This window comes from Marinobacter sp. (assembly GCF_040904845.1).
GTDB lineage: Bacteria > Pseudomonadota > Gammaproteobacteria > Pseudomonadales > Oleiphilaceae > Marinobacter.
Window position 1 is genome coordinate 1 of record NZ_JBBDSR010000091.1, and the last position, 3,437, is coordinate 3,437.

The 3,437-nt window shown below is 55.2% G+C and carries 3 protein-coding genes; all 3 read right to left on the reverse strand.

Translation table 11 applies throughout. The features are described from left to right. Positions 1-44: 44 nt before the first annotated feature. The 3 genes from WD429_RS11625 to sbcB all read right to left on the reverse strand — a co-directional run bounded on the left by WD429_RS11625 (position 45) and on the right by sbcB (position 3,203). A complete protein-coding gene (locus WD429_RS11625; RefSeq protein ID WP_368422339.1) occupies positions 45-1,208 on the reverse strand; it encodes a type II toxin-antitoxin system HipA family toxin in 1,164 nt (387 codons plus the stop codon). Beyond that, a complete protein-coding gene (locus WD429_RS11630) occupies positions 1,198-1,386 on the reverse strand; it encodes a helix-turn-helix domain-containing protein (RefSeq protein ID WP_368422340.1) in 189 nt (62 codons plus the stop codon). Before WD429_RS11630 ends, WD429_RS11625 begins: the two co-directional genes overlap by 11 nt. A 368-nt stretch (positions 1,387-1,754) precedes the next feature. Further along, the gene (sbcB, locus tag WD429_RS11635) at positions 1,755-3,203 is read right to left on the reverse strand and encodes an exodeoxyribonuclease I (protein ID WP_368422341.1); all 1,449 of its coding nucleotides are present in this window, start codon (positions 3,201-3,203) and stop codon (positions 1,755-1,757) included. Positions 3,204-3,437: the final 234 nt, after the last annotated feature.

The following is a 3,437-nucleotide window of genomic DNA, read 5'->3' on the forward strand; positions in this document are numbered from 1 at the left end:
GCATAACCCCACGTAGGTCGGATTAGCGAAGCGTAATCCGACAACTAACCGCCAGGCAGATGTGTCAGTTCGTCCAGGTGTGCCAGAACATTTTTCTGATCCTCAGTTAACGGCCCCGCCAACCGCTTCTGCACATAGGCTTTGAGCTCAGACAAACCTGCTTCGCATTCGCCAAAAAGCCGCTCCGCCTGACCTGCTGACAGATCACACACCTGGGTACCGAACCTAAGCAGGTGCTTCCTGTTCCACCACTTCTTACTGCCCATCAGAGTCAATGCCGCAATGTCCTGCCGGATGTAGGCCGTGGTGCTGACCACATCATAAGCCGGTGCCAGACGAACGGAATCGACGTCGTCATAGATCAGCCCAAAGTTCTTGAGGTGCCCGTCACCGTTCTGAAGCCGATTGTTCATCACCACCATCTTGAAAAACTGCTGCAACGATTCGGCCTTGAAGCGCGGGCTCACAAACGTCTTTATGGTTTTGGCAATCTGCTCATAACTACCGCTGTACTTGTCATCTCTCGACTTTGCCTGCAGCACGCACATATCCTCAAATCCCATCGGCAGCCCCTCCTGCGTCAGATCAAATCGCTTCATGATAAAAAGCGACTCGTCTTCCGAAAGATAGAACTCGGGAACGGGAATGCCGGCGTGTTTCACCGCCAACATACAACAGTATTCATTCAAAGCCAGAGCGGGATACTCCGGCCCCCATGATTTAACGATATAGTCTTCAAGTTCCAGCGTTGCCTTGTTTTCAACCTGAGCCAGAACCTTGGGCTGCACACCGCTCAATGCAGACCTCAGAGCAAAACGCTGCACCAGTTCCTGGAACAAACCTTCGTTGTTACCATAAAGCAGGTGATCAAGCTCCAGGTTGTCCGGCACTGCGGAACCGGGCACCCCGTAGTGGACCCGCCCCCGAATACTGGGAGCCAACAGGCGCAGCAAGCCGAAGTCATCCGTTTCCGTCAGCTTGGCGAACTGTTTTTTGAGTACGGACAGCAGATACCCTTCCGGCAGGTGCATTTCAAAAACAGGGTGCAACCGGGGGTGAACATAATCCCGAAAGCGGACCGGCATGGTCAGTGAAACGAACTGATCGGGGCTGGCATCCGGCTGGTAGCTGAAAACAAACTGCTGATCCTCCCTCACCAGCGTGCCTGCTGCCCGGCCTTCAACATAGGTGCCAAGCTCATTGCTCATCTCTTAGCTCCTCAAGCGTGGGGAACGGAGATTTTTCCCGAACAGCCAACTCATGCCCCAGGTAATCCAGTATTTTCATTACTTTACGAACGCCAACATCGCCAGATCGGCCATTTTCAAGCGCATTGATGGTTGCACGGGACAGGCCAAGGTGATCAGCCATCAGTTGCTGGGACACGTTCTGTTGGCGTCTCAGAGTTGCGATTGTTTTTCCAAGTGTCGACAAGTCCATTGGCATCTTGATTTGGCTAATTTAATTTACATTAAAGACCATAATTCAATTTATGTAAATTATATTAGCCAACCTATTGGGGTAAGATTCCAAACTTGTTTGTCGGATTACGCCTGCGGCTAATCCGACCTACAGGTACACATCTCCCACGTAGGTCGGATTAGCAAAGCGTAATCCGACAAACCCAACCCACAGATCCACATAACCCCACGTAGGTCGGATTAGCGAAGCGTAATCCGACAAACCCAACCCACAGATTCGCATAATCCCACGTAGGTCGGACTAGCGAAGCGTAATCCGACAAAAAGGCCAGACTACATATAAGGAATCAAAGATTCCCCATACAAATGCAGATCCTCCAGAACCTGCTGCTTTTGCGGCGTCAGCTCCGGATCAGCAGCGAGGCGCTGTAACTCATGCCCATACGCCTCCAACGAGCGCCAGCCCTTCTTCGGCTGCATGAGGCGCTCGCTGCGGAAGGTTTCCCAGCGCTCCGCTTCCTCGCCAATCAGGGTGTCCGGGTAATTCCTGGCGCGATAGCGGAACAGCATTTCTGGCAGCCGCTCATCCTCAAAACGCACGTCCAGCTCCCCCAGGGTTTCGGGAGGTTGCTGCAGCACCCAGTTCAGCTTTTCGCGGTCGGTTTTGCTGAGGAAGCCGCCGGCGTAGAGTTGTTCGTCCGGGTCGGTCAGTTCGCTGCCTTCGAAGTCCCGATCAAACGCCTGGGCGATGCGGGCCGGTAAATCCGGTGCCTTGCGCAACGACGCCAGATTTGCCCGAAGCCGCTCGCCATCCAGTTCCAGGTCGTCCAGCCGCTCCGGTGACAGGGTCGAGAGCATGGTCGCCGGAGCCAGCACCGGGCACTTGTTCAGTTGCACGCCTTTAAGCGGGAAGCGGCTAACGCCCTCCCCCAATTCCGCCCGGGAAGTAAACACCCGCTCACGAATCTGATCAGCGGTGGAGTGGATCAGCTCGCTGGGGTCTTCCCGCAGATCGTAGACAATCACCAGGTTTTTATTGGTGGGGTGCTCCGCCAGCGGGGCCACCATCGCGCAGCAGCCCTGGCTAGCCGGGTACTTGGCGGAAATGTGGAACACCGGCTTCATGGCGGCGGTATCCAGCATGGCGCGTGCGGAGTGCTTGTCCTTGTTGTTCAGCACAAAATCAAACAGCTTGGGCTGCTTTTCCTTGATCAGTTTTGCCACCGCAATGGTCGCTTCCACGTCCGACATGGCATCGTGGGCAGCTTCGTGGGCGATACCATTGGCGACTGTCAGCTCTTCCAGCCGAAAGCTGGGGCTGCCGTCTTCCTTGCGCGGCCAGTTAATGCCTTCCGGGCGCAACGCGTAGGTCAACCGCACCATGTCGATAATGTCCCAGCGGGAATTGCCGTTCTGCCATTCCCGGGCGTAGGGGTCGCGCAGGTTGCGATACAGGGTGTGGCGGGTCACTTCATCGTCAAAACGCAGGCTGTTGTAGCCCACCACGCAGGTCCCCGGCTGGCTGAAGGCATCGTTGATCTGACCAATAAACTCCGCTTCCGGGAACCCGTCCTGCATGGCTTTTTGCGGGGTAATGCCGGTAATCAGGCAGGCTTCGGGAGATGGCAGGTAATCGTCTGTGGGCTTGCAGTAAATAACCAGCGGCTCTTCAATGATGTTCAGGTCCGCGTCGGTCCGCACACCGGCAAACTGTGACGGCCGGTCGTGGACCGGGTCCACCCCGAAGGTTTCAAAATCGTGCCAGTAGAAAGAGCGGATCACCGGGGGAACTCCTGCGTTGTTTTAATAAATCGAACGCAGCGTAGTGTAATGCATATGGTGGGAAAAATCGGGGCTTGTGTCGGGTTACGCTTCGCTAACCCGACCTACGAGAACTTTGCTAACTCTTCCTACGAGTCGGATTACGCTTCGCTAATCCGACCTACGTACTACCCTGGCGCATTGCGACGCCGATTAGTTCTCGTAGGTCGGATTAGCGAAGCGTAATCCGACATC